Source organism: Caballeronia sp. ATUFL_M2_KS44 (genome assembly GCF_023630965.1).
Classification (GTDB): domain Bacteria; phylum Pseudomonadota; class Gammaproteobacteria; order Burkholderiales; family Burkholderiaceae; genus Caballeronia; species Caballeronia concitans.
On record NZ_JALQEA010000006.1, the window covers coordinates 1,024,418 to 1,049,263 of the forward strand.

At 63.5% G+C, this 24,846-nt stretch carries 19 protein-coding genes; 13 read left to right on the forward strand and 6 right to left on the reverse strand.

Translation table 11 applies throughout. The features are described 5' to 3' along the window. Positions 1-408: 408 nt before the first annotated feature. Both fixJ and fixL read right to left on the reverse strand, forming a co-directional pair. On the reverse strand, positions 409-1,047 hold the full coding sequence (fixJ, locus tag NCR39_RS04790) for an oxygen response regulator transcription factor FixJ (protein ID WP_035961041.1): 639 nt from the start codon (positions 1,045-1,047) through the stop codon (positions 409-411). Beyond that, positions 1,044-3,587, reverse strand: coding sequence for an oxygen sensor histidine kinase FixL (gene fixL, locus NCR39_RS04795; RefSeq protein ID WP_250451016.1), 2,544 nt, complete (start codon positions 3,585-3,587; stop codon positions 1,044-1,046). Before fixL ends, fixJ begins: the two co-directional genes overlap by 4 nt. Between fixL and NCR39_RS04800 the strand changes: the two genes are divergently transcribed. From NCR39_RS04800 to lpdA, 4 genes are all read left to right on the forward strand, one after another. Next, positions 3,586-3,729, forward strand: a complete 144-nt coding sequence (locus NCR39_RS04800; RefSeq protein ID WP_250451017.1) for a hypothetical protein — start codon at positions 3,586-3,588, stop codon at positions 3,727-3,729. The two genes, fixL and NCR39_RS04800, sit on opposite strands and share 2 nt — an antisense overlap. 147 nt (positions 3,730-3,876) lie before the next feature. Then, positions 3,877-6,570: a pyruvate dehydrogenase (acetyl-transferring), homodimeric type gene (aceE, locus tag NCR39_RS04805; protein WP_250451018.1), complete on the forward strand. Its 2,694-nt coding sequence runs from the start codon at positions 3,877-3,879 to the stop codon at positions 6,568-6,570. 80 nt (positions 6,571-6,650) lie between these two features. Further along, the gene (gene aceF, locus NCR39_RS04810; protein WP_250451019.1) at positions 6,651-8,318 is read left to right on the forward strand and encodes a dihydrolipoyllysine-residue acetyltransferase; all 1,668 of its coding nucleotides are present in this window, start codon (positions 6,651-6,653) and stop codon (positions 8,316-8,318) included. A gap of 74 nt (positions 8,319-8,392) precedes the next feature. Next, a complete protein-coding gene (gene lpdA / locus NCR39_RS04815; RefSeq protein WP_250451020.1) occupies positions 8,393-10,456 on the forward strand; it encodes a dihydrolipoyl dehydrogenase in 2,064 nt (687 codons plus the stop codon). Between the two features lie 180 nt (positions 10,457-10,636). Here lpdA and NCR39_RS04820 read toward each other — a convergent pair whose 3' ends face one another. Continuing rightward, a complete protein-coding gene (locus NCR39_RS04820) occupies positions 10,637-11,224 on the reverse strand; it encodes a phasin family protein (RefSeq protein ID WP_250451021.1) in 588 nt (195 codons plus the stop codon). A 688-nt stretch (positions 11,225-11,912) separates the two neighbouring features. On the opposite strand from NCR39_RS04820, the gene pbpG reads away from it, so the two are divergent. After that, the gene (gene pbpG / locus NCR39_RS04825) at positions 11,913-13,097 is read left to right on the forward strand and encodes a D-alanyl-D-alanine endopeptidase (protein WP_250451024.1); all 1,185 of its coding nucleotides are present in this window, start codon (positions 11,913-11,915) and stop codon (positions 13,095-13,097) included. A gap of 89 nt (positions 13,098-13,186) precedes the next feature. Here pbpG and NCR39_RS04830 read toward each other — a convergent pair whose 3' ends face one another. Further along, entirely contained in the window at positions 13,187-14,005 is an 819-nt protein-coding gene (locus tag NCR39_RS04830) for an IclR family transcriptional regulator (RefSeq protein ID WP_040048786.1), read from the reverse strand. 145 nt (positions 14,006-14,150) lie between these two features. Between NCR39_RS04830 and NCR39_RS04835 the strand changes: the two genes are divergently transcribed. Next, complete coding sequence (locus NCR39_RS04835; protein ID WP_250451026.1) at positions 14,151-14,885, forward strand: (Fe-S)-binding protein; 735 nt, start codon at positions 14,151-14,153, stop codon at positions 14,883-14,885. A gap of 21 nt (positions 14,886-14,906) precedes the next feature. Next, positions 14,907-16,319: a lactate utilization protein B gene (locus NCR39_RS04840; RefSeq protein WP_250451028.1), complete on the forward strand. Its 1,413-nt coding sequence runs from the start codon at positions 14,907-14,909 to the stop codon at positions 16,317-16,319. Between the two features lie 76 nt (positions 16,320-16,395). Here the strand turns inward: NCR39_RS04840 and NCR39_RS04845 are convergent, their stop codons facing one another. Continuing rightward, positions 16,396-16,887: a hypothetical protein gene (locus NCR39_RS04845; protein WP_250451468.1), complete on the reverse strand. Its 492-nt coding sequence runs from the start codon at positions 16,885-16,887 to the stop codon at positions 16,396-16,398. A 283-nt stretch (positions 16,888-17,170) separates the two neighbouring features. On the opposite strand from NCR39_RS04845, the gene NCR39_RS04850 reads away from it, so the two are divergent. Then, a complete protein-coding gene (locus NCR39_RS04850; RefSeq protein WP_040048782.1) occupies positions 17,171-17,392 on the forward strand; it encodes a hypothetical protein in 222 nt (73 codons plus the stop codon). 98 nt (positions 17,393-17,490) lie between these two features. On the opposite strand, the gene NCR39_RS04855 is transcribed toward NCR39_RS04850, so the two are convergent. Next, a complete protein-coding gene (locus NCR39_RS04855) occupies positions 17,491-18,690 on the reverse strand; it encodes an amino acid aminotransferase (protein ID WP_250451029.1) in 1,200 nt (399 codons plus the stop codon). 417 nt (positions 18,691-19,107) lie between these two features. On the opposite strand from NCR39_RS04855, the gene uvrB reads away from it, so the two are divergent. The 5 genes from uvrB to NCR39_RS04880 all read left to right on the forward strand — a co-directional run bounded on the left by uvrB (position 19,108) and on the right by NCR39_RS04880 (position 24,838). Next, complete coding sequence (uvrB, locus tag NCR39_RS04860; protein WP_250451030.1) at positions 19,108-21,204, forward strand: excinuclease ABC subunit UvrB; 2,097 nt, start codon at positions 19,108-19,110, stop codon at positions 21,202-21,204. Positions 21,205-21,537: 333 nt separating this feature from the next. After that, entirely contained in the window at positions 21,538-22,083 is a 546-nt protein-coding gene (locus NCR39_RS04865) for an iron transporter (RefSeq protein ID WP_502800159.1), read from the forward strand. A 74-nt stretch (positions 22,084-22,157) separates the two neighbouring features. Further along, a complete protein-coding gene (locus NCR39_RS04870; RefSeq protein ID WP_250451032.1) occupies positions 22,158-22,505 on the forward strand; it encodes a cupredoxin domain-containing protein in 348 nt (115 codons plus the stop codon). Positions 22,506-22,574: 69 nt separating this feature from the next. Further along, positions 22,575-23,426, forward strand: a complete 852-nt coding sequence (locus tag NCR39_RS04875; RefSeq protein ID WP_250451033.1) for an FTR1 family iron permease — start codon at positions 22,575-22,577, stop codon at positions 23,424-23,426. A gap of 8 nt (positions 23,427-23,434) precedes the next feature. Beyond that, positions 23,435-24,838 carry a 4Fe-4S binding protein gene (locus NCR39_RS04880; RefSeq protein WP_502800176.1) on the forward strand — a complete coding sequence of 468 codons (1,404 nt, stop codon included), beginning with the start codon at positions 23,435-23,437 and terminating at the stop codon, positions 24,836-24,838. Positions 24,839-24,846: the final 8 nt, after the last annotated feature.

Consider the following 24,846-nt stretch of genomic DNA (forward strand, 5'->3'; position numbering starts at 1 on the left):
CAGGCGCTTCGCAAGCGGGAGGGTGGATGTGTTGTTCAAGGCAGAGTCTCCTTTACGTGATGCCTGACGCGCGAAAGCGATAACGGAACACGGGCCGCCGGTCAAGACGAGCCCGCGCAGCGCCAACAGATGAGCCATGGAGACGCGAGGCGCGGCAACGAAGCAGAAACGCATGGCCGACGCTCGCGAGGCCGGCAGCGGCGCTTTGCTGGTGAAACGTTTGCGCGCGACCGGCTCCGTTGTTGGGGCACGATCAACTTACGGGGCGTACTTGGAAGGTGTCAACGCGAAAGACGAAATGTCACGTTTCGCACTTGCGTGGTATCGGAGGGCGGGGAAGAAAACGGGGCAAAGACGAACGTGGCCGGTTGCATCAACCCGCCACGTCGGGGGACAGCGCAGAAAGCGTTACTGCTGGGGCTTGTTCGACAGCGCGAGGCGCAGAAGATCGGCGACGGTATTCACCGACAGCTTCTCCATGATGTTCGCGCGATGCGCTTCCACCGTCTTGATGCTGATGCCGAGGTCGTCGGCGATCTGCTTGTTCAGCCGCCCGGCGATGATCCGCTCGAGCACCTGATGCTCGCGTGCCGTCAGCTTGCCGAGCCGCTCGGCGGCCGCGCGCTGCTGCTGCACGCTGGTGCTTTCGCTGCGTGCCTTTTCCAGCATGCGCTCGACGAGCTTGCGCAGTTCGGCTTCGTCGAACGGCTTCTCGATGAAGTCCATCGCGCCTTTCTTCATCGTGGAGACGGCCATCGGGACATCGCCGTGGCCGGTCACGAAGATGATCGGCAACAGCGAATTCTCGGCGATGAGCTTCTCCTGCAGTTCGAGGCCGGTCATGCCGGCCATGCGCACATCGAGGATCAGGCAGGCGATGGCGCCGGAATGAGCGATCGGCAGGTAGACATCGAGGAACGATTCCGCGCTGGAAAAGCATTGCACGCGATAGCCGTTCGCCTCGAGCAGCCAGCGCAAAGAATCACGCACGGCCTCGTCATCGTCGACGACAAAGACGGTTTCCTGAGTGGTGACTGGACTGCTCATAGTTCTCCCGTAACTGTTTGTTGTCTCGTATTGGTGTGGTCTTCATCTGCATCGTCGCCGGAACCCGATCCGCGCGAGCCGTCCACCTCGCCGATCGGCAGGCTGCAATGGAACGTCGCACCCGTCACGTGGCCGTCCGGATCGACATTGTTGACCACCCACAGGCGGCCCCGATGCGATTCGATGATCGAGCGGCAGATGTTCAGGCCCATGCCCATGCCGTCCGACTTCGTGCTGTAGAACGGCTCGAACAGGCGCTCGGCGGTGGCTTCGTCCACGCCCGGACCCTGATCGACGACGCTGATGCACACCGAACCGCCGTCCGTGCGCAGCACGACCACGCGGATGACCGGATCGACGGCGTTCGGTTTTGCATCATGCATCGCTTCTGCCGCGTTTTTCAACAGGTTGACCAACACTTGTTCGATCAAAACGGGATCGACGTAGATCACCGGCATGCGCGAGCGGATCTCGGTGACGATGCGAATCTTGCGTTTGCGCGCCTCGATCTCCGCGAGACCGACCGCATCCGCGACGATATCGGCCACGCGCGTGGCCTGGCGCTTCGGCTCCGAGCGCTTCACGAACTCGCGGATGCGCTTGATGATCATCCCCGCGCGCACCGCCTGCTGCGCGGTCTTTTCGAGCACCGGCAAGAGCGTTTCCTGCGTCATGCGGCCGGACTTCACGAGCGCGACGCAGCCCGAGCAGTAGTTGTTGATCGCGGCGAGCGGCTGATTCAGCTCGTGCGCGAGCGACGACGCCATTTCGCCCATCGTCATCAGGCGGCTCGTGAACTGGAGCTTCTCTTCCTGCTGATGCGCAAGCTCCTGCGCCTGCTTGCGCTGCGTGATGTCGGTCGCGATCTGCATCTGCGCGAGATGGCCGTCCACCCACTGAATGTACTGGCGGCGCACTTCGAACCACTTCTGGATGCCTTCGACATAGACCTCCTGCGCGTCCGCCGAGCTTTCGGTGAGCGCGGCGGCGGGCAGGCCCGCGTAGGTGTCGATCATGTCGATGGTGTCGGACGAACTGTGGCTGCTGCCGTCGAACGCCGCGCCCGCCAGTTGCAGATGGCCGTCCGGACGAATGCCGAACAGATGCCGGTAATAACGGTTGGCGAAGAGCAGCTCGGCTTCGTCGGCGGCGAGCACGGACACGGCCGCGTCGAGGCTTTCGAGCACGGTGGTGAAGCGCTCGTGCGCGGCGGCGAGTTCTTCGCGCGCGCGCTTGGGCTCGGTGATGTCCGTCATCGACGACATCCAGCCCGTCTGACGCCCGGAACTGTCGATCAGCGGCGAAACGTAGAGCCGCGCGTGGAAGAACGAGCCGTCCTTGCGGCGCACGCGCAGTTCGAAGCCGGACGAGGGCGCCTTCCCGCGCAAGGTCATGTCGAGCTGGCGCTGCATTTCGGGATACGCATCGCGCGGCCAGTACGGGAACGGCGCGTTCTTGCCGACGAGATCGCTTTCGTCCCAGCCCGTCATGCGGCAGAACGCCGGGTTCACGTGCGTGATGCGCCCGTGCATGTCGAGCACGCGCATGCCGATCAGCACGGAGTTTTCCATCGCGCGACGGAAAAACGCTTCGGCATAAAGCGCCTGCTGCGCCTCGAAGCGCTGGCGCGTGTGCTTCCACAGGCTCCAGAGACTCCACAGCACGAAGCACGACAATCCCGCGACGAGCCACACCAATGTGTTATTCGTGAAGTTCGTGAGTTGCGGATACGAGTACACGCGCACCGACAGCCCTTGCCCCGGCGGATCGAGCGGCAGGTCGTAGAACATGTCGCGCGGCAGGCGCGGGCGGCTCGACGTGGTGGCGAGCTCGCGGTTGTTCAGATCGGTGATCGAGATCTTGTACTTCGCCGACAGTTCGCCCGGAATGTCATGCTTGAGAATGCCTTCGATCGAGAAGACGGCGGCGATGGATCCGAGGAATTCGCGGTCGCGGAAAACCGGCGTTTGCAGCGTGATGTAGCCGTTGCCGAGGTCGTCGTAGAGAAGCGGGGAATAGACCTGGCGGCGCGTGCTGCGGGCTTCGTCGAACGCGGCCTGGACGGCTTCGTCCATCTGCGTGTCGTTCGGCTTGGCGAGGCGCGATCCGAGCACGGGCAGCGGCGTGTTGGGCCAGCGCGGCTTGTGCTCGCTCGTATACCAGTTCATGTAGAGGATCTCGGGATGCCCCTGCATGATGTCGGTCGATGCGGTCTGGAAATTCTGCGGGTCGCCGTGGCCGCCCGTGATGTCGCGCGACAAGGCCTGGATTTGTTCTTGCGCAGCGGTCATCGAAAGACGAATCTGCTGCTGTGCCCACGCGACGTTGCGATACAGCGTGTCTTCCTGCTGCTGCTGCTCGCGCCGGTTCAGACTCCAGAGAATCAGACTCATCACGACCAGAAAAACGAGGATCGAAATGAGCGGCGTGAGTAAATAGGAATTCGACCACCACGGTCCGTGGTGCCAGCGGGAGGGCGACGAGTCGGTAGGTTTCTTTACGACGCGCGCCGAGCGTTTGATCAGCCGGTCGGTCAACATGGAAGCGATTGTAACGCAGCACCCGATTGTTAATTGGCGTAAAAAAGCGCTATCAATGACGGATTTGCAGGAAAAGGAGGAGAAACATCTGAGCTTAAAACCTATATCGGACGGTGCAATGCAGCAATTTTCCGCATTATGAGATAGCCTCTCATGATTCGAAAAATTCCTTGCTTCAAGCTCTGGACCCTCTTTAGAATTGCCGGCACGCGGCCAGTGCCCGCTTTTGTGCTTTCGCGCGGGCGTGTGTTGGCGGTTTAAGGAGCGTTCCTCACATCAGGAGACGAGCATGTCCGCTGTACCCGACGAAGTTCTCAAATATGTCGCCAACGCAAAAGACGACGATCCGCAGGAAACCGCCGAATGGCTCGAAGCGCTCGACGGCGTGATTTCCGCGGTCGGCCCTGACCGCGCGCACTACCTGATCGAGAAACAAATCGAATTCGCTCGCGTGCATGGCGAGCATCTGCCGTTCTCGGCGAACACGCCGTACATCAATACCATTCCCGTCGCCGCGCAGTCGAAGATTCCGGGCGACCAGGACATCGAACACCGCATTCGCTCGTACACGCGCTGGAACGCCATCGCGATGGTGCTGCGCGCGGGCAAGGACACCAACGTCGGCGGCCACATCGCATCGTTCGCATCGGCGGCGACGCTGTATGACGTCGGCTTCAACCACTTCTGGCACGCACCGTCGAAAGAACACGGCGGCGATCTCGTGTTCGTGCAGGGCCACTCGTCGCCGGGCGTCTACTCGCGCGCGTTCCTGCTCGGCCGCCTGACCGAGAAGCAACTGAACAACTTCCGTCAGGAAGTGGGCGGCGAGGGCATCTCGTCGTATCCGCATCCGTGGCTGATGCCGGACTTCTGGCAATTCCCGACCGTCTCGATGGGCTTGGGCCCGATCATGGCGATCTATCAGGCGCGTTTCATGAAATACATGGAAGCGCGCGGCATCACGAAGACCGAAGGCCGCAAGGTCTGGGCGTTCTTGGGCGACGGCGAAACGGACGAGCCGGAATCGCTCGGCGCGATCGGCATGGCCGGGCGCGAGCGTCTCGACAACCTCGTGTTCGTCATCAACTGCAATCTGCAGCGTCTGGACGGCCCGGTGCGCGGCAACGGCAAGATCATCCAGGAACTCGAAAGCGAATTCCGCGGCGCGGGCTGGAACGTCATCAAGGTCATCTGGGGCAGCCGCTGGGACGCGCTCTTCGCACGCGACAAGACCGGCGCGCTCATGCGCCGCATGATGGAAGTCGTCGACGGCGAATACCAGACGTACAAGTCGGAGTCGGGCGCGTTCGTGCGCGAGCACTTCTTCAACACGCCGGAACTGAAGGCACTCGTCGCCGACTGGTCCGATGACGACATCTGGAATCTGAATCGCGGCGGCCACGATCCGCACAAGATCTACGCCGCATTCGACGCCGCGACCAAGACGAAGGGCGCGCCGACCGTCATCCTCGCCAAGACCATCAAGGGCTATGGCATGGGCGAGCACGGTCAGGCGATGAACATCACGCACCAGCAGAAGAAGCTGCCGATCGACACGCTGAAGAAATTCCGCGACCAGTTCCGTCTGCCGCTCTCCGACGAGCAGATCGCCGACGTGCCGTATCTGACGTTCGAAGAAGGCTCGAAGGAACTCGAGTACATGCGCCAGAAGCGCATGGACCTGGGCGGCTATCTGCCGTCGCGCCGCGAGAAGGCGGAATCGCTGCCGGTGCCGGCGCTCGCCGCGTTCGAACCGCTCCTGAAGGGCACGGGCGAAGGCCGCGAAATCTCCACGACGATGGCGTTCGTGCGGATCCTGAACATCCTGCTGAAGGACAAGGCGCTCGGCAAGCGCATCGTGCCGATCGTGCCGGACGAATCGCGTACGTTCGGCATGGAAGGTCTCTTCCGCCAGATCGGCATCTGGAATCAGGACGGCCAGAAGTACATTCCGGAAGACTCCGACCAGCTGATGTTCTACAAGGAATCGGAGACCGGTCAGATTCTGCAGGAAGGCATCAACGAAGCGGGTGGCATGTGTGACTGGATCGCGGCCGCGACGTCGTACTCGACGCACGGCGAGATCATGATCCCGTTCTACATTTTCTATTCGATGTTCGGCTTCCAGCGCATCGGCGACTTGGCGTGGGCCGCGGGCGACATGCGTTCGCGCGGCTTCCTGCTGGGCGGCACCGCCGGACGCACGACGCTCAACGGCGAAGGCCTGCAGCACGAAGACGGCCACTCGCTGCTGTGGGCGGCGTCCGTCCCGAACTGCGTGAGCTACGACCCGACGTTCGGCTACGAACTCGCGGTCATCATGCAGGACGGCCTGCGCCGCATGGTCGCGGACCAGGAAGACGTGTACTACTACATCACCGTGATGAACGAGAACTACGAGCATCCGGCCATCCCGCAAGGCGATGCCGTTGCCTCGGACATCATCAAGGGCATGTACGCGTTCAGGAAGGCCGACGCAGCGGGCAAGGCGCACGTCCAACTGATGGGCGCGGGCACGATCTTCAACGAAGTCATCGCCGCCGCCGATCTGCTCAAGAACGACTGGGGCGTTTCCGCCGACTTGTGGAGCGTGCCGAGCTTTACGGAACTGGCCCGCGAAGGTCAGGCCGTCGAGCGTTACAACCTGCTGCATCCGACGGAAGAAAAGCGCGTGCCGCACGTGACGAAGCTGCTCGACGGCGCGAAGGGTCCGGTGATCGCATCGACGGACTACATCCGTGCGCTGACCGATCAGATCCGCGCGTTCGTGCCGCAGAAGTTCGTGGTGCTCGGCACCGACGGCTACGGCCGCTCGGACACGCGCGAGGCGCTGCGCCACTTCTTCGAAGTCGACCGCTATTGGGTGACGCTGGCTGCGCTGAACGCGCTGGCCGACGAAGGCACGATCGAGCGCAAGGTCGTCGCCGAGGCGATCAAGAAGTACAACCTCGACCCGTCCAAACCCAACCCGATGACCGTCTAAAGGCATCGCCCCCGAGCGTTGTGACGCGGCCTCTTTCCGAAGCGGAAGGAGGCCCGCGTGCAACCCAGGAGACACTAATAATGAGTCAAGCGATCGAAGTCAAAGTGCCGGACATCGGCGATTTCAAGGACATCCCCGTGATCGAAGTATTGGTCAAGGTGGGTGATACGGTCGAACCCGAGCAGTCGCTCGTCACGCTCGAGTCCGACAAGGCGACGATGGATGTGCCCAGTTCCGCGGCGGGCACCGTGAAGGAAGTGAAGGTCAAGGTCGGCGACAACGTGTCGGAAGGCACGCTGATCGTCGTGCTGGAAGGCGGCGCGAACGGCGCGGCCTCGTCCGCTGCGCCCGCGAAGCAGGAAGCGCCCGCGCAGACCCAGACGCAAACCCAAGCGCAAGCGCAGCCGGCGCCGGCGTCGGGCGGCGGATCGGTCGAAGTGAAGGTGCCGGATATCGGCGACTTCAAGGACATTCCGGTCATCGAGATCGGCGTGAAGGTCGGCGACAAGGTCGAGAAGGAGCAGTCGCTCGTCACGCTCGAATCCGACAAGGCGACGATGGACGTGCCGAGCCCCGCATCGGGCACGGTCAAGGAACTGAAGGTCAAGGTCGGCGATACGGTCTCCGAAGGATCGCTGATTCTCGTGCTGGAAGGCGGCGACGCCGCGCCCGCAGCGGCTGCGGCGCCGAAGCAGGAAGCCGCGAAGCCGGTCGAAGCGCCGTCGGACGCGCCCGCGAAGCCCGCGCCCGCATCCGCCGCGAAGGAAACGCCGTCCGCGCTCGCGCAGGCGCCCGTGATGCCCGCCGGCGACGGCTCGCGCACGTCGAGCCACGCGTCGCCGTCGGTGCGCAAGTTCGCGCGCGAACTGGGCGTCGATGTCACGCGCGTGAAGGGCACCGGTCCGAAGGGCCGCATCACGCAGGGCGACGTCACCGCGTTCGTGAAGGGCGTGATGACGGGTCAGGGCGCGGCGCCCGCCGCGGCGGCTGCACCGGCTGGCGGTGGCGGCGGCGAGTTGGGTCTGCTGCCGTGGCCGAAGATCGACTTCACGAAGTTCGGTCCGGTCGATCCGAAGCCGCTGTCGCGCATCAAGAAAATCTCGGGCGCGAACCTGCATCGCAACTGGGTGATGATCCCGCACGTCACGAACAACGACGAAGCGGACATCACCGAGCTGGAAGCGTTGCGCGTGAAGCTCAACAAGGAAAACGAGAAGGCCGGCGTGAAGATCACGATGCTGGCGTTCGTCATCAAGGCGGTCGTGTCGGCGCTGAAGAAGTTCCCGACCTTCAATGCGAGCCTCGACGGCGACAACCTCGTCTTCAAGCAGTACTACCACGTCGGTTTCGCGGCCGATACGCCGAACGGCCTCGTCGTTCCGGTCATCCGCGATGCGGACAAGAAGGGCTTGATCGATATCGCGAAGGAGATGGCGGATCTGTCGAAGCTCGCGCGCGAAGGCAAGCTGAAGCCGGATCAGATGCAGGGCGGCTGCTTCTCGATTTCGTCGCTGGGCGGCATCGGCGGAACGAACTTCACGCCGATCATCAACGCGCCCGAAGTGGCGATTCTCGGCCTGTCGCGCGGCCAGATGAAGCCCGTGTGGGACGGCAAGCAGTTCGTGCCGCGCCTCACGCTGCCGCTGTCGCTGTCGTATGACCATCGCGTCATCGACGGCGCCGAGGCCGCGCGCTTCAACGCGTATCTGTCGGGGATTCTGGCGGACTTCCGTCGCGTGATTCTTTGATCTTCTGATCTGGCCGACGGCGGAACCTCGGGCTTTGCCATGAGGTTCCATCCGCACATCTCTTAGGGGACAACATGAGTCTCGTCGAACTAAAAGTACCCGATATCGGCGACTTCTCCGATGTCGATGTCATCGAAGTCAATATCAAGCCCGGCGACGTCATCGAAAAGGAACAGGGCGTCATCACGCTCGAAACCGACAAGGCGACGATGGAAGTGCCCGCCGACGTCGCGGGCACCATCAAGGAAGTGAAGGTCAAGCAGGGCGACAAGGTCAGCCAGGGCTCGGTCATCGCGATGATCGAAACCGAAGGCGCCGCAGCCGCTCCTTCGCCTGCACCGGCACCCGCCGCCGCGCCTGCGCCGGCTGCTGCTTCGGGCGGGGCCGCGCAAGACGTGAAGGTGCCGGATATCGGCGACTTCAAGGACATTCCGGTCATCGAAGTGCACGTGAAGCCGGGCGATACCGTCGAGAAGGAGCAATCGCTCGTCACGCTCGAATCCGACAAGGCGACGATGGACGTGCCGTCGCCCGCCGCGGGCACGGTCAAGGAAGTGAAGATCAAGGTCGGCGACAACGTGTCCGAAGGCACGCTGATCCTCACGCTCGAAGCGCAAGGCGGCGGCACGACGCAAACGCCGACGAAACCGGCCGCCGCGCAGCCGCAGCCTGCGGAAAAGGCGAGCGCCGCGCCCGCGCCGCAGGCGGGCAGCTATTCGGGCAGCGCGGATGTCGAATGCGACATGCTCGTGCTCGGCGCGGGCCCCGGCGGCTATTCCGCCGCGTTCCGTTCCGCCGATCTCGGCATGAACACCGTGCTCGTCGAACGTTATTCGACGCTCGGCGGCGTGTGTCTGAACGTCGGCTGCATTCCGTCGAAGGCGCTGCTGCACACCGCGCTCGTGATGGATGAAACGAAGGAACTCGCGGCGCACGGCATCAGCTTCGGCGAGCCGAAGATCGACCTCGACAAGCTGCGCGGCTTCAAGGAAGGCGTCGTCAAGAAGCTGACCGGCGGTCTCGCGGGCATGGCGAAAGCGCGCAAGGTGCAAGTGGTGACGGGCGTCGGCACGTTCGTCGATCCGCATCACATGGAAGTGCAGGGCGAGGGCGGCAAGAAGGTCGTGAAGTTCAAGCAGGCGATCATCGCGGCGGGCTCGCAGGCGGTGAAGCTGCCGTTCTTCCCGAACGATCCGCGCGTCGTCGATTCCACCGGCGCGCTCGAACTGCGTCAGTTGCCCAAGCGCATGCTGGTGGTGGGCGGCGGGATCATCGGGCTGGAAATGGCGACCGTCTATTCGACGCTCGGCGCGGAGATCGATGTCGTCGAAATGCTCGATGGCCTGATGGTCGGCGCGGACCGCGATCTCGTGAAGGTCTGGGAGAAGTTCAACGCCAAGCGCTTCGCGAACGTCATGCTCAAGACGAAGACCACGAAGGCCGAAGCGAAGGACGACGGCATCTACGTCACGTTCGAAGGCGAGAAGGCGCCGGCCGAGCCGCAACGCTACGACCTCGTGTTGCTGGCCGTCGGCCGCAGCCCGAACGGCGGCAAGATCGGCGCGGACAAGGCGGGCGTCGCGGTGACGGATCGCGGCTTCATCAACGTCGACAAGCAGATGCGCACGAACGTGGAGCACATCTTCGCGATCGGCGATCTCGTCGGCCAGCCGATGCTCGCGCACAAGGCCGTGCACGAAGGCCACGTCGCGGCGGAAGCGGCGCACGGCGAGAAGGCGTACTTCGACGCATTGCAGATTCCGTCGGTGGCTTACACCGATCCGGAAGTGGCGTGGGCCGGCAAGACCGAGGAACAGTGCAAGGCCGAAGGCATCAAGTTCGGCAAGGCAGTATTCCCGTGGGCCGCGTCGGGCCGCGCGATCGCCAATGGCCGCGACGAAGGCTTCACCAAGCTGATCTTCGACGAAGAGACGCATCGTGTGATCGGCGGCGGAATCGTCGGCTTGAATGCGGGCGATCTGATCAGCGAAGTGTGCCTCGCGATCGAGATGGGCGCGGATGCGACGGACATCGGCAAGACGATTCACCCGCACCCGACGCTCGGCGAATCGGTCGGCATGGCGGCCGAGCTGTACGAAGGCGTCTGTACGGATCTGCCGCCGCAGCGCAAGAAGTAATCGCGGCGTCCGGATGCGCAAAAGGCGCGTTCCCGAAAGGGGACGCGCCTTTTTTTCGACTTCACTTCTTATCGCTGCAACTTCTCGCGGCGAAATCACGCGCCAAACGAAAAACCCGGCCGGAGCCGGGTTTCCTGCTTCATCTCTCGCATGCAGCGCCCCAAGGACGCCGGCGAAGACTTAGGCGGCGGTGCGCTTGGCCGAGACCGAAGCGGTGCGGGCAGCTTGCTCGGTCGCTTGCGTGGCAGCCTTCGTCGCGGCCGTGGCGGCGGCGTTGAAGTTGCTTTCCGCGATTTCGACGGCTTGCTTCGTTGCCTTGTGAACCGTTTCGTACGTCGTGTTGGCAGCGGTGATGGCCGACTTCATCACGGCGACGGCCGTTTCCGAACCGGCGGGCGCGTTCTTCGCGACGTTGTCGACGAGCGTCTGAACCTTGCGGTTCTGCTCTTCGTATTGCGCTTCCGCGACGCGGGCGAATTCGGCTTGCGTAGCCGATGCGATTTCATACAGGTGACGGCCGTACGACAGCACCTTTTCCGCGACCGGCTGGGACAGGCTGGCTTGCAGCGCGAGCAGTTCCTGTGCGTCCTTGACGGACAGCGCGCGTTGCGTGTTTTCCTGGCTTTCGGCGAGCGTCGACTTCACGACTTGCAGATTCAGTTCGACCAGCTTTTCGATGCCTTCGAACGCCTTGTTCGTCAGACCGAACAGCGTGTCGAAGTTGGCTTTCTGCGCAGCGGCGATTTGCTCGGGGGTCAACAACGTCATCTCAGGCTCCTGATAACCGACCCATCGATGCGGGTCGTGGTTTGGTGGGTGCAGCAGCTTGCTGCCAGATGGTGCAGCTCCGATTGGTGCGTCGCAACATGGAACCCATTTTAGAGATATTCTTATCGATGTCAAGCGGTTTTTGTGCATTGCACAAATAGTGGAAAACCCTTGTCAAACAAGATGTTAAGTAAGCGCTGACGGGGTGAAGGTTCAAGCAGCTGGCGCCGAGTGCACCGGCGTGGACCGCGACCCTGAAACGGCGCGTGGCGACTACAGATAGGAAAATTCGCGTGATCGTCTTACTTTTCGGACGACGCCGTACACCAAATTGTCAAAGAACCGTTAACATTTCGGCTGACGACTCAACGCTTCTCACAGCACGCGAACGGGCAATAGGGTATTAGTCAATCCAGCCAAGCCCGGCAGCGTCGTTCTTAAAGTTACCTCTCAAGTTCGGGAAAGTTTTGCCGATAACGCAAAGGCGACGAAGTCGAAAGCGCGTTTTTCGCAAAACCGCTTGCGCGGGGCCCGATCGTTTTTTCCGATCGATGCGCGCAATGTTTCAGAATCGAGCAATCGGCGCTTACAAATCGGTTTAACGTGCGTCGATAAGTGCTTAATATTGCTTAAATTTCGCAGCTTCACTACACTTGGCGGTACTCTCCAGCCGCCCTATAGAACACTAATGAAAACCGAAATGTTTTCGTCGCTGAAGGTGGTGCATGGCGTGGCATTGCGCTCCGCATTGTCGATCGCCGTTTCGCTCGCCGTCGCGACATCCTTCGCAGTGGCTCCGGCTGAAGCCCTCGCCAAAACCACCAGCAGCAAAACCGTCAAACACGCCGCCAAACCGGCCGCCGAAAGCAAGACCGCGAAGCCCGCCCGCGTCGCGAAAACGGCCAAGGGTGCGCGCGCAGCCAAGGTCGCGGCCGCCAACGAGGACGACGAGGCGCCCAAGGCATCGCGCAAGCATCGCGTGAATTATCGGATGGACCCGCGTGCGCGCCGCGCCGCCGTGCATTCGGTGGCGTATCAGCCGCGCGCGACGTCGGTCGGACAGGCGTTCGGCCTGCATGACACGCCCGACAGCCTCGCGTTGCGTTCGAGCGTCGCGTATGTGGTCGACCAGGGCACGTCCGAGACGCTCTTCGACAAGAACTCGCGCGCCGTGGTGCCGATCGCGTCCATCACCAAGCTGATGACGGCAATGGTCACGCTCGACGCGCACCTGTCGCTCACCGAGGAAATGACGGTGACCGACGAAGACCGCGACTACGAGAAGTACACGGGCTCGCGGCTCGCGGTGGGATCGGTGCTGAATCGCGAGGACATGCTGCACATCGCGCTGATGGCGTCGGAAAACCGCGCGGCGGCGGCGTTGTCGCGTTATTACCCGGGCGGGCGTCCGGCGTTCATCGCCGCGATGAACGCGAAGGCCAAGACGCTCGGCATGACCGACACGCACTTCGAGAATTCCACCGGCCTCACGAGCCTGAACGTGTCGAGCGCGCGCGATCTCGTGAAGATGGTCAACGCCGCGTATCAATATCCGCTGATCCGCAAGTTCTCGACGGATCGCAGCTACGAAGTCTTCACCGGCAAGCGCACGCTCGCGTACAACAGCACGAATGCGCTGGTGCGCAATGCGTCGTGGGATATCGGCTTGCAGAAGACCGGCTTCATCAACGAAGCGGGCGAATGCCTCGTGATGCAGGCGAACGTGCATGGCCGACCGGTCATCATCGTGCTGCTGGATTCCTACGGCAAGTACTCGCGTTTCGCCGATGCAGGCCGCCTGCGTTCGTATCTCGATACGCTCGGCGAGCCGCGCATCATGAGCGCGGACATGGGCGGCGGCGCGAATCCCTGAGCGGATTTCCGCAAAGCCGCATAGCCGAAAAGAAAGCCGGATGCGTCGCGAGACGCATCCGGCTTTTTCGTTCATGCGCGGGCGGCGATCTAGCGCTGAGCTTCGCGTTGCGCTTCTCGCTGTCCTTGCGCGGACAGTTCCGGGTGATAGCCGAGCGATCGCGAGATTTCGAGCGCGGTATGGCTCAATTGCTTGAGCCACGCGTCCTGCAGACGATCCGCCGGCGCGGAAAGCGAAAGCCCCGCGACGAGCCGCCCGGTATCGTCGTAGATGCCTGCCGCGATGCAGCGCACGCCCAACTCCAGTTCCTCGTTGTCCCGCGCGCACGATTGCTGGCGCACGAACGACAGCTCGCGCTCCAGCTTCGCCAGATCCGTGATGCTGTTCTGCGTGTGCCCGGACAAGCCGGTGCGCATCGCGTAGGCGCGCACGCGGGCGGCTTCGTCGGCGGCGAGAAAGAGCTTGCCGACCGATGTGAGATGCAGCGGCGCACGTCCGCCGATCGCGCGCACGACCTGCATGCCGGATCGCTCCGAATACGCGCGTTCGATATACACGATCTCGTCGCCCTGGCGCACCGAGAGGTTCACCGTCTGTCCAGTCTGCCGATGCAGTTCGCGCATCGGCGGCATCGCGGCTTCGCGCACCGAAAGGCGCGCCTTCACCAGATTGCCGAGTTCGAGCAGACGCATGCCGAGCCGGTACGTGCCGGGATCGGAACGGTCGACGAGCCGGCAGAGCACCATGTCGTTCAGGATGCGGTGCGCGGTGGACGGATGCAGGCCAGTGCTATGCGAGAGTTCCTTCAGGCTGACTGGATCGGTGTGATCGGCGAGCGCGTCGAGCAGGCTCATCATGCGTTCGATCACCTGAATGGATGTCTTGGAGTCCGGGTTCGTATCGCTCATCGTGAAAAATCGGTTGATGCGTCAAACAGCGGAAGGTCGATTGTATCTCATAATGTGAAAAGACACGTCGATGGCGTTCGGCGCCGCCGCGCTTTCGCGGATAATCGACGTGCCCTGCAATACACGAACAACAAGGAACGTCCTCATGCGAGTCGGTTTATTCGTCACGTGTCTGATCGACATGATGCGCCCGGAAATCGGCTTTTCGGTCATCAAGCTGATCGAGCGCGCCGGCTTCGAAGTGACCGTGCCGCCCGCGCAGACGTGCTGCGGCCAGCCGGCCTACAACTCGGGCGATCGCCGGCTCGCGCGCGATCTCGCCGAAAAGACGCTGCGTGAATTCGAGCAATTCGATTATGTGGTCGTGCCGTCCGGCTCGTGCGGCGGCATGATCCGCGCGCATTACGGCGATCTCTTTCGCGACGATCCCGAGCTGATGAACCGCTTCGCGCGCCTGCAGCCGCGTGTCTTCGAACTGACCGATTTTCTCGTCAACGTGGCGAAAGCGCGCATGGAGCCGGGCGTTTTCGACGGCATGGTGACGTATCACGATTCGTGTTCCGGCCTCCGCGAACTCGGCGTGAAGACGCAGCCGCGCGAGCTGCTCGCGCAAGCCGGCGTGCCGGTCACGGAGATGGCCGGCTGCGAGCATTGCTGCGGCTTCGGCGGCACGTTCGCGGTGAAGTACGGCGACATCTCGACGGCGATCGTCGATGAGAAATGCGCGAACGTCAAGGCGAGCGGGGCGGAGGCGGTGGTACTCGGCGATCTCGGCTGCATGCTGAATATCGAAGGCCGCTTGCGCCGCACGGGCGATACCGCGACGCGCGTGCTGCATATCGCGCAAGTGCTGGCCGGCGACGCGCAAAGCCGCGCCTGAGCATCGCGAGGAGAGATCGACATGCAAGTCCAGACGATGCACTTCAAGGCGCGCGCCGGCAGCAAGCTCGCCGACGAAAGGCTGCAGCAAAACCTCACCAAGCTCTCGACCAAGTTCGTGAGCGCGCGGGCGACGGCCGTGCGCGACATCGACTTCGAAGCGACGCGCGCCGCGCTCAAGGAACGCCGCAATCGCGCGCTCGACAACCTCGATGTCTGGCTCGAAACCTTCGAGCGCGAAGCGACGCGGCGCGGAGCCATCGTGCTGTACGCCGAATCGACGCAGGACGCGGCGCGGCTCGTCGCGGAGATTGCGCGCGAACACGGCGTGAAGAAGGTCATCAAGACGAAGTCGATGGTCTCGGAGGAAATGCAGCTGAACCGCGTGCTCGGCGAGATGGGCGTGCAGTCCATCGAGACGGATCTCGGCGAGTACATCCTGCAGATCAACGATAACGAGCCGCCGAGCCACATCATCGCGCCTGTCGTTCACAAGGACAAGGAGCAGATCGCCGACCTCTTCGCGAAGACGCACGGCAAACCGCGTCTGACCGACATTCCCGCGATGACGCGCGAGGCGCGCGAAGTGTTGCGCCCGCATTTCATGTCGGCGGACATGGGCGTGACGGGCGGCAACTTTCTGATCGCGGAGACGGGATCGGTGGCCGTCGTCACGAACGAGGGCAACGAAGGCATGTGCACGGTGATGCCGCGTGTCCATGTGGCGGTGACGGGCATCGAAAAAGTGCTGCCGACGCTCGAAGATCTCGCCACGGCCATGCGCCTCTTGCCGCGTTCGGCGACCGGGCAGACCATCTCGAACTACTTCTCGCTGCTCACGGGCCCGCGCGCGCCGGGCGAGAAGGACGGTCCGGAGCACATGTACTTCGTTCTCGTCGATGGCGGGCGCACCGGGCTTATAGGCGGCGAGTTTCAGGAGATGCTGCGCTGCATTCGCTGCGGCGCGTGCATGAATCACTGCCCGGTGTATCAGAAGATCGGCGGACACGCGTACGGCTGGGTGTATCCCGGCCCGATGGGTTCCGTGCTGACGCCGGCTTACGTCGGCATCGACAAGGCGCTCGACCTGCCGCAAGCCGCCACGCTCTGTGGCGAGTGCAATAGCGTGTGTCCCGTGGGCATTCCGCTCTCCGACTTGCTGCGCAAGCTGCGCGAGAAGCAGATGGAGCGTCGTCTGCGTCCGTGGACGGAGCGTGCGGCACTCGCGGCGTGGGGTTATCTGGCGATGCGTCCGACCGCGTATGCGCTCTTCACCAAACTGGCCGTGCGGGTGATGGAGCGCATCGGCGGCAAGCGGAAGGCGATTTCGCGACTGCCGTTCGGCGCGGGATGGACCGCCACGCGCGATATGCCCGCGCCCGTAGGCCGCACGTTCCGCGAGTTATACAAGGCGCAGCAATCGCATATCGGTTGAAAACGCGTCGCCCAAAAGAGAAAGGCCGCGCCGGATCGCGTGATCCGGCGCGGCCATTTTTCATTGCTGCCGACGATCAGCCGCCGGTCCGCCCGAGAAAGCCGCGGTCATTGCCGCCGTGATTGCTGACGCCGCCACCGCCGCCACCGCCATGCGCCGGAGCCTGCTGCGGTTGAGATTGCGGCTGCGCTTGCGGCGGACGCGGTCGCACGCCGCCGACTGCCTGAGGCATCGGCGCGCCGCCGCCTGCTTGCGGGGGCGGGCCGCCGTGCTGCGGCGGGCCGCCCGCCTGACCGCCATGGCCGGGCTCGCCGTGCGGCCGATTGTTCCATCCGCCAGGCGGCGGGCGGCGATATCCGGGGCTGTCGTCCCAATAGCGCCGGGGCCCGGAGTAATACCCGCCATTGATGACGACGCCCGGCTGCACGACCGGCCCGCCGTAATACGCGGGATAGGCCGGGTAGGCGGCATAGCCCGGGTCTTCGTACGTAGCGGGATAACCGCCGCCGTATACCGGGCCGTCGGGATAGGCCGCGCATCCGCCGAGCAGCAGCGCCGAGGAAACCATCACTAAACCAGCGACTTTCATGACCGTTGAAATAAAGGTTGTGCGTATGAGCATTAGGACACCGGCGCAGGGGCATTGTCCCCAACAACTTTGTAAGCCTTTATGACGGCGTGGCGCGGGCTTTCGTCAGGCAGCGAGACAGGCCAAGAATTTGCTTGTTGCCATTAACGCAACGAACCTTCCCTGTTCGACGACTTTTTCAGTAACGGCCGATTGCGTACCATCCGAAACGTCGACAAGTGGGCGAGCACGCCTGCAACGGCACCGAACTGAAGGCAGTCCCATGAAAAAGACAATATCGACTTACTGGCCTCTCGCCATCCTGTTAATCGCCGTGCTGACCTTCTGCATGCATGCGGAAGAGCGCGAATCGGCGGCGCTTCGCCGTCAGCAAGTGGACGTCGGAAGCGTGAGCGCGGAACTGGCGCGCGCGATTTCCTACGGTCTCGTCGATTCCGACGACGCCACCGCACCCGTCGCGCATCCCGCGCCGCGCACGCTCTGACGAAGGCGCGCGCCGGCCCCGAGGCGGCGCGTGCATCGAGCACAAAAAATGGCGTCCTTCATGCGAAGGACGCCATTTCTGTTTGCAGCGAACGATGCTTAGCGGAGGACGCTGGCGACCGCGTTGGCGACGACATCCAGATTGCGCGTGTTCAGCGCGGCCACGCAGATGCGGCCCGTGCTCACGGCGTAGATGCCGAATTCTTCACGCAGACGATCCACTTGCGCGGCGGTCAGGCCGGAGTAGGAGAACATGCCGCGCTGCGCATCGACGAACGAGAAATCGCGATCGACGCCCGCCGCCTTCAGACGTTGCACGAGGCCGTTGCGCATCGCGCGGATACGGTCGCGCATTTCGCCGAGTTCCTGTTCCCACGTCGCGCGCAGTTCGGGCGACGCCAGCACCGCCGCGACGACCGAGCCGCCGTGCGTCGGCGGGTTCGAGTAGTTCGTGCGGATCACGCGCTTCAGTTGCGACAGCACGCGCGCCGATTCTTCCTTCGCGGCCGTGATGATCGACAGCGCGCCGATGCGCTCGCCATACAGCGAGAACGACTTCGAGAACGACGACGACACGAACACGTTCAGCTCGGACGCGGCGAAGAGGCGCACGGCGGCGGCATCGGCGTCGATGCTTTCGCCGAAACCCTGATACGCGATGTCGAGGAACGGCACGAGGTTGCGCGCCTTCACGACTTCGACCACCTGGCGCCATTGCGCCTCCGTCAGGTCGACGCCCGTGGGGTTATGGCAGCACGCGTGCAGCACGACGATCGTGCCCGGCGCGTAGCCGTTCAGCGCGGCGAGCATGCCCTCGAAGTTCACGCCGTGCGTGGCGGCGTCGTAGTACGGATAGTTGACGACTTCGAAGCCCGCGCCTTCGAAGAGCGCGCGATGGTTTTCCCAGCTCGGATCGCTGATCGCGACCTTCGCGTTCGGGTTGACGCGCTTCAGGAAATCCGCGCCGATCTTCAGCGCGCCGGTGCCGCCCAGCGCCTGCGCCGTGACGACGCGGCCCGCGGCGATCAGCGGCGATTCCTTGCCGAGCAGGAGCGTCTGCACGGCGGCGTCGTAAGCGGCGATGCCCTCGATCGGCAGATAACCGCGCGGCAGCGCGGCGTCGACGCGAGCTTTCTCGGCTTCGCGCACGGCGCGCAGCAGCGGAATCTTGCCTTCTTCGTTGGTGTACACGCCGACGCCCAGATTGACCTTGGTCGGGCGCGGATCGGCGTTGAAGGCTTCGTTGAGGCCCAGAATCGGGTCGCGGGGGGCGAGTTCGACGGCAGAGAAAAGAGACATGGTCTATCGGCAGTGAGGAAAGGACATGCGGCAGGAGTGCGGCCGGCGGAGCTTCTCGACCGCGTCGCGCCTCGATGGCCGGAAAGCTGGCTCGGGGCGCGGGCGTCATCGGCATGAAGAGGCGTGACGAACGCGTCATGCCGGTGAGCGCAGTCGATCATTGTAACGAATCCCGCCGATGTTTCGTCGGTACATGACGCGAATTCGCGTGCTTTTTACCGGTATCGTCGCGGAAGATCGACACATGCTGCCGCGCCGCGCTTGAGATATCGCGGGCGAGCCCAATGTGCCCGAAACGACGCGCGGCACGCCGAAAACTTCCGGATGCCGCGCCATTCCGCCCACCGCCCGGGCGCTGCGCCAGTTTCGCGGCCGCCGTTAAAATGGATGTTTGCCCCGGCGAAGACTCTCGTTCCCATGTCCGATACCCTCATCGAAGCGCCCGACGCACTGGACGAGTCGAAGTTCGTCACGTTCGACGGCTCGCCGTTCCAGCTCTATCAGCCTTATCCGCCCGCCGGCGACCAGCCCGGCGCGATCGCCACGCTCGTCGAAGGCGTGGAAGACGGCTTGTCGTTCCAGACGCTGCTCGGCGTCACCGGCTCGGGCAAGACGTTCACCATGGCGAACGTCATCGCGCGGCTCGGCCGTCCGGCTATCGTGTTCGCGCCGAACAAGACGCTCGCCGCGCAGCTGTACGCCGAGTTCCGCGAGTTCTTTCCGCGCAATGCCGTCGAGTATTTCGTCTCGTACTACGACTATTACCAGCCGGAAGCGTACGTGCCGCAGCGCGATCTCTTCATCGAGAAGGATTCGTCGATCAACGAGCACATCGAACAGATGCGGCTTTCGGCCACCAAGAGCCTGCTGGAGCGGCGCGACGTGGTGATCGTGGCGACCGTGTCGGCGATCTACGGTATCGGCAATCCGTCCGAGTATCACAAGATGATTCTCACGCTGCGCACGGGCGACAAGCTCGGCCAGCGCGACGTCATCGCGCGCCTGATCGCGATGCAGTACACGCGCAACGAAGCCGATTTCCAGCGCGGCACCTTCCGCGTGCGCGGCGACACCATCGATATTTTCCCGGCGGAACACGCCGAAATGGCCGTGCGCGTGGAACTGTTCGACGACGAGATCGAGACGATGCAGCTCTTCGATCCGCTCACCGGCCGCGTGCGCAACAAGATTCCGCGCTTCACCGTGTATCCGTCGTCGCATTACGTGACGCCGCGCGACACGGTCATGCGCGCCATCGAGACGATCAAGGACGAACTGCGCGAGCGGCTCGAGTTCTTTCATCGCGACGGCAAGCTCGTCGAAGCGCAGCGGCTCGAGCAGCGCACGCGTTTCGATCTGGAAATGCTGCAGGAACTCGGGTTTTGCAAGGGCATCGAGAATTACTCGCGGCACTTCTCCGGCGCGGCGCCCGGCGAGCCGCCGCCGACGCTCGTCGACTATCTGCCGCCCGACGCGCTCATGCTGCTCGACGAATCGCACGTGCTGATCGGCCAGTTGAACGGCATGTACAACGGCGACCGCGCACGCAAGGAAAATCTCGTCGATTACGGCTTTCGCATGCCGTCCGCGCTCGACAACCGGCCGCTCAAGTTCAACGAGTTCGAGCGCAAGATGCGTCAGGCGGTCTTCGTTTCCGCGACGCCCGCCGATTACGAAAAAGCGAAGGCGGGGCAGGTCGCCGAGCAGCTCGTGCGTCCGACGGGTCTCGTCGATCCGGAAATCGAAGTGCGGCCCGCGCGCTCGCAGGTGGACGACGTGCTCTCGGAGATCAACGAGCGCGTCGCGGCAGGCGAGCGCGTGCTCGTCACCGTGCTCACCAAGCGCATGGCCGAACAGTTGACCGAATTCCTCGCGGATCACGGCGTGAAGGTGCGCTATCTGCACAGCGATATCGACACGGTCGAGCGCGTCGAAATCATTCGCGACTTGCGGCTCGGCACGTTCGACGTGCTCGTCGGCATCAACTTGCTGCGCGAGGGGTTGGATATTCCGGAAGTGTCGCTCGTCGCCATTCTCGACGCCGACAAGGAAGGCTTCCTGCGCGCCGAGCGCTCGCTGATCCAGACCATCGGCCGGGCGGCGCGCAACGTGAACGGCAAGGCCATTCTCTATGCCGACAACATGACCGACTCGATGACCCGCGCCATCGGCGAAACCGAGCGGCGGCGCGCCAAGCAGATCGCGCATAACGAAAAGATGGGCATCACGCCGCGCGGGGTCGAGAAGCGCATCAAGGACATCATCGACGGCGTCTACAGCGCCGACGACGCGCGCGCCGAACTGAAGGAAGCGCAGGCGCGCGCCAAGTTCGAGGACATGACCGAGAAGCAGATCGCGAAGGAAATCAAGCGGCTCGAAAAGCAGATGATGGATCACGCCAAGAATCTGGAATTCGAGAAGGCCGCGCAAACCCGCGACCAATTGGCGCTCCTGCGCCAGCGCGTCTTCGGCGCGAACGTGGGCGATCACGTGAGCGGCATCGGCGGGAAGTAAGACGGCTGCAGGCGGCGGACGGGCTCCGCCGCCTTCCCATCGCGAGGCCGCGCGTCCTTCGGCGCCCGAAAAGCCTTACTGCGTCTAGGTTGTAAGCTCCCTCAAATTGTTGCGCCCATCGAACGATGCTAAACTGGCAAAAATTGAGAATGGTTCGTATTAACGTTCGCGATGACCGTCCGAGTGGACGTCGCGCACCGGTGCGAAGCGTCTCGACGGGAGGGTGTTCCGGCCTCGCGCGGCGAGTGGCGTCGTTCCGGCCGGGCTGTCCTGTAGCGTGGCCGCGCGGCAGCACTGCGCCGCGAGCCGATCCATAAAAACAAGGAGTATTTGATGGGTTCTACGTTGATGCGCGGCCTGGTCGCCGCAGTTGGCCTCACGGCGATGATGGCGGCTTCCGCTGCCGAATATCCGATCGGCAAGCAGCATATCGAAGGCGGCATGGAAACCGGCGCCGTCTATCTGCAGCCGATCACGATGGCGCCGGAAGGCATGATGCGCAAGGCGTCGGATTCGGACATCCATCTGGAAGCGGACATTCACGCGGTCAAGAACAATCCGACCGGTTTCGCCGAAGGCGACTGGATGCCGTACCTGAACGTCACGTACGAACTGAACAAAGTGGGCACGACGCAGTCGATCAAGGGCGACCTGATGCCGATGGTCGCAAGCGACGGCCCGCACTACGGCGACAACGTCAAGCTCTTCGGGCCGGGCAAGTATCACCTGAAGCTGCATATCTCGCCGCCGTCGGAAACGGGCCACATGGCGTTCGGCCGTCACACCGACAAGGAAACGGGCGTCGGTCCGTGGTTCAAGCCGTTCACGATCGAATACGACTTCCCGTTCGCGGGCATCGGCAAGAAGGGCGGGTATTGAGCGTCAAGCGCCCGCGCGCATGATTCGCGCGCCCGGCAGTCGCGTTGCCGGGCGCGTTCATTCAGGAAGTACCCATGAAATCAATAAGGCAGGTGGTTGCGCTCGCGTTGGTCGCCTACGGCGCATGCGTCGCGGGCGTCGGCACTGCGCAGGCCGCCGATCTGCCGACGTTCAAGCTCGAAATGAACGACGGCAAGCTCAATCCGGCGCGCATCGAAGTGCCGGCGGGGCAGCGCATCAAGATCGAAGTGCATAACGTCGGCAAGGGCGCGGCGGAATTCGAAAGCGTGCAGTTGCGCAAGGAAAAGGTGCTGGCGCCCGGCGCGGATTCGTTCGTCGTCATCGCGCCGCTCGATCCGGGCGAGTACAAGTTCTTCGACGATTTTCATCAGACGGCGCAAGGCGTCATCGTCGCGAAGTGATGTGATGTTCCGGCCGCGCGTGACTTTTCCGCGCGGCCGCAGTGAAGCAGAACTGCAGGAGGTTCGGTAATGGGGCAGGTCCTTTTCATCGTTTGGCGGGAAAGCGTCGAGGCGCTGCTGGTCGTCGGCATCCTGCATGCGTGGCTGAAAAACGGCGACCATCAGGCGCGCCGCGGCCTGCCTTACCTGTGGTTCGGCGTCGCCGCCGGGCTGCTCGCGGCCATCGCGCTGGGTGCGGCGCTCATCGGATTCACCGAAGTGCTGTCGGGCAATGCGCAGGATTACTTCCAGACCGCGATGGTGTTGATCGCCTGCGTGCTGATCGTGCAGATGGTGCTGTGGATGAAACGGCACGGCCGCACGCTCAAGCGCGACATGGAAACTTCGCTCCAGAAAAGCACGCAGGACGGGCACTGGTGGGGCATCGCGCTGCTCGTCGCGCTCGCCATCGCGCGTGAGGGCAGCGAAACGGCGGTGTTCCTCTACGGCGTCGGCTTCGGACAGTCGGGACACGTGCCTGCGTCGCAATATGCGGCGATCATCATCGGCTTCGGGCTCGCGCTGCTGACGTTCTACGTGCTGCAGCTCGGCGGCAAGATCTTCTCGTGGCGCTCGTTCTTCCGCGTCACCGAAATCATGCTGCTGTTCCTCGCGGCGGGCCTTTTCGAAACGGGCGTCGACAAGCTGATCGACATGGAAGTGCTGCCGGTCATCGTCAATCAGGTGTGGAACACGTCCGCGCTGCTCGACGATTCCAGCACGTTCGGCTCGCTCGTCGCGACGCTCACCGGCTATCGCGCGCATCCGGCCGGCATGAATCTCGTCGCTTATGCGGTGTACTGGATCGTCATCTATCTGCTGATGCGCCGCTCCAATAACCAGATGGCGCAAAAGCAGAAGGCGGCCAGCCGCCCAGCATGAGTTCCATGATGCAACAAGGTGTGCAAGCCCCGAGCCGGCTTCAGCAAGCCGGCCAATGGATGCAGCGTCACGGCAGCACGATCCGCGCAATTCAGTGGGTCGTGGTTGCCGTGTATGCATTTCTGATCCTCGTTCCCGCCGTGATGCCGCTGCCCGATGGCTCCGCGCATCTCTGGAACAACCTGACGCTCGCCGCGCAGTTCGTGTTCTGGGGCATCTGGTGGCCGTTCGTGCTGCTGTCGATGGTGATGCTCGGCCGCGTCTGGTGCGGCGTGCTGTGTCCCGAAGGCGCGCTGACCGAGTTCGCGAGCCGCTTCGGCCGCGGCCGCGCGATTCCGCACTGGATGCGCTGGGGCGGCTGGCCGTTCGTCGCGTTCGGCCTGACGACGATCTACGGCCAGATGGTCAGCGTCTATCAATATCCGAAGGCCGTGCTGCTCGTGCTCGGCGGATCGACGGTCGCGGCGATGATCATCGGCGCGCTGTATGGCCGCGAGAAGCGCGTGTGGTGCAAGTACCTGTGTCCGGTGAACGGCGTGTTCTCGCTGCTCGCGCGCCTCGCGCCGTTCCACTACAAGGTCAACGAGGACGCCTGGCGCCGCTCGTACACCAAGGGCGAGCACGGGCATCGCGTGATTCCGATCAACTGCGCGCCGCTCGTGCCGTTGCGCAACATGAAGGGCGCGTCCGACTGCCATATGTGCGGACGATGCAGCGGCCACCGCGATGCCATCGCGCTGTCGTGGCGCTCGCCCGCCGAGGAAGTCGTGAATCTCGGCGACAAGGCGGCGAATCCGTGGGACACCGCGCTCATTTTGTACGGCCTGCTCGGCGTCGCGATCGGCGCGTTCCACTGGACCGTGAGCACGTGGTTCGTCGATCTGAAGCAGATTTTCGCGGGCTGGCTGATCGATCACAACATCCTGTGGCCGCTCGACGCCACCGCGCCGTGGTTCCTGTTCACGCATTATCCGGAGCAGAACGACGTCTTCTCGTGGCTCGACGGCACGATGGTGATCGGCTACATCATCGCGACGGGGCTCGTGTACGGCACGGCGCTCCTCGCGCTGCTCGCGGCGGGCGCGCGCATGCTCGGCGCGTGGAACATGAAGCGGCTGCATCATCTGGCGCTCGCGCTGATTCCCATTGCGGGCGTCGGCGTGTTCCTCGGCCTTTCGGCGACGACGGTTTCGCTGCTGCGCGCGGAGCACGTGCCGCTCGGCTGGGTCACGGGTTTGCGCCTGGGGCTGCTGGCCGGCGCGAACGTGTGGAGCGCATGGCTCGCGTGGCGCGTGACCGGCCGCTATGCGACGAATCTTGGCCCTCGCGCGCTCTCGATGCTATGGTTTCTGGCAGCGCTGGCCGTTGCGGACAGCGCGTGGTACCTGATGTTCTGGGGCTTTTCCCGCTAACCGGACCA